The sequence below is a fragment of the Mesorhizobium sp. P3_A9 genome, from assembly GCF_056402975.1.
In genome coordinates, this window is record NZ_JBFUGJ010000714.1 from 1 (window position 1) to 1,113 (window position 1,113).

General features: G+C 62.1%; 2 protein-coding genes. One reads left to right on the forward strand and one right to left on the reverse strand.

Annotated features, from left to right (window positions below; genetic code table 11):
* The coding region (locus AC1DX0_RS36225) for a YdeI/OmpD-associated family protein (protein ID WP_477359349.1) at nucleotides 1-290 on the forward strand (290 nt) is incomplete at its 5' end.
* 4 nt (nucleotides 291-294) lie between these two features.
* On the opposite strand, the gene AC1DX0_RS36230 is transcribed toward AC1DX0_RS36225, so the two are convergent.
* Nucleotides 295-924: a glutathione S-transferase family protein gene (locus AC1DX0_RS36230; RefSeq protein ID WP_477359352.1), complete on the reverse strand. Its 630-nt coding sequence runs from the start codon at nucleotides 922-924 to the stop codon at nucleotides 295-297.
* Nucleotides 925-1,113: the final 189 nt, after the last annotated feature.

Below are 1,113 nucleotides of genomic sequence, written 5' to 3' on the forward strand. Positions count from 1 at the left end.
GCATGACCGGGCATGGGTTGAGCCAGGTCGAGGCGGCCAAGGCCGACGGGCGCTGGGCGCGCGCCTATGGCAGCGGCAAGGAGATGAAAATCCCTGACGATCTGCAGGCGGCGATCGACGCCGAACCAGCGGCGAAGGCGATGCTGGAAAAGCTCAGCGCGCAGAACCGCTTCGCGCTCGCCTTCCGCACCCACAACATGAAGACCGAGGCCGGCCGCAAGAAGAAGATCGAGACCTTCGTGGCGATGCTGAAGCGCGGCGAGACGATCTATCCGCAGGGCAAGAAGTAGGCGTTCAGCCACCCGAATGCGGATCGATGCTATAAGGGTGGACTGGATAGCCCTGGCCGATCACGTCGCGCACGCGGCCGGTCCATGCGAGGAATGCCGGGTGGTCCGCCAGAGAAAACCCGCAATCCTCGGCGCGGTGGCTGTAGGCATAGATGGCGATGTCGGCGATGGTGAGGTCGCTTCCGGTGAGGAATGGCGTCTCGGCGAGGCTGCGGTTCAGGGCGGCGAGCGTGCGGGCGCCGGCTTCGCGCTTGCCGGCAACCATGGCATCGTTACGTTCGAGCCGCCCGGTCAAGGTCCAGAAGCGCAGCGAGCCGATGACGGGCTCGACATTGTACTGTTCGAAGAACAGCCATTGCATGATTTTGGCGCGCCGGTAGCGATCCGCCGGCAACAACGGCGTGCCTTCGGCGAGGTAGGTGAGGATCGCATTGGATTCGGCAATGGCGCTGCCGTCCTCGAGCTGAAGCACGGGGACTGCGCCGGCCGGGTTGAGTTCGTGGAACGCATCGGTATGGCTCTCGCCCTCGAAAATCGAGACGATGCGGGTCTCGTAAGGGATCTTCAGCAGGCCGAGCAGGACCCGGACTTTCCAGCCATTTTGCGATGGCAGATAATCGTGAAGCGTGAGCATGGCTGGTCCTCGTGATCGGTGAACGATCGCATGGTGCGATGTCTGCGGACACCCGATTCCTGCGCAGTTAATTGATGCACTCCATCGCGCAATGACTGCGATCCAGACCACCTAATAAATCAATTCCGCCCGTGCCATCTTTCCCTGAGACGACATACAGAGGCATCCCATGACCACGCATCCCAACAA

Bases quoted from the DNA above. Each gene is read 5' to 3' on its own strand.
- AC1DX0_RS36230 (WP_477359352.1), bottom strand. From the start codon at position 924: ATGCTCACGCTTCACGATTATCTGCCATCGCAAAATGGCTGGAAAGTC.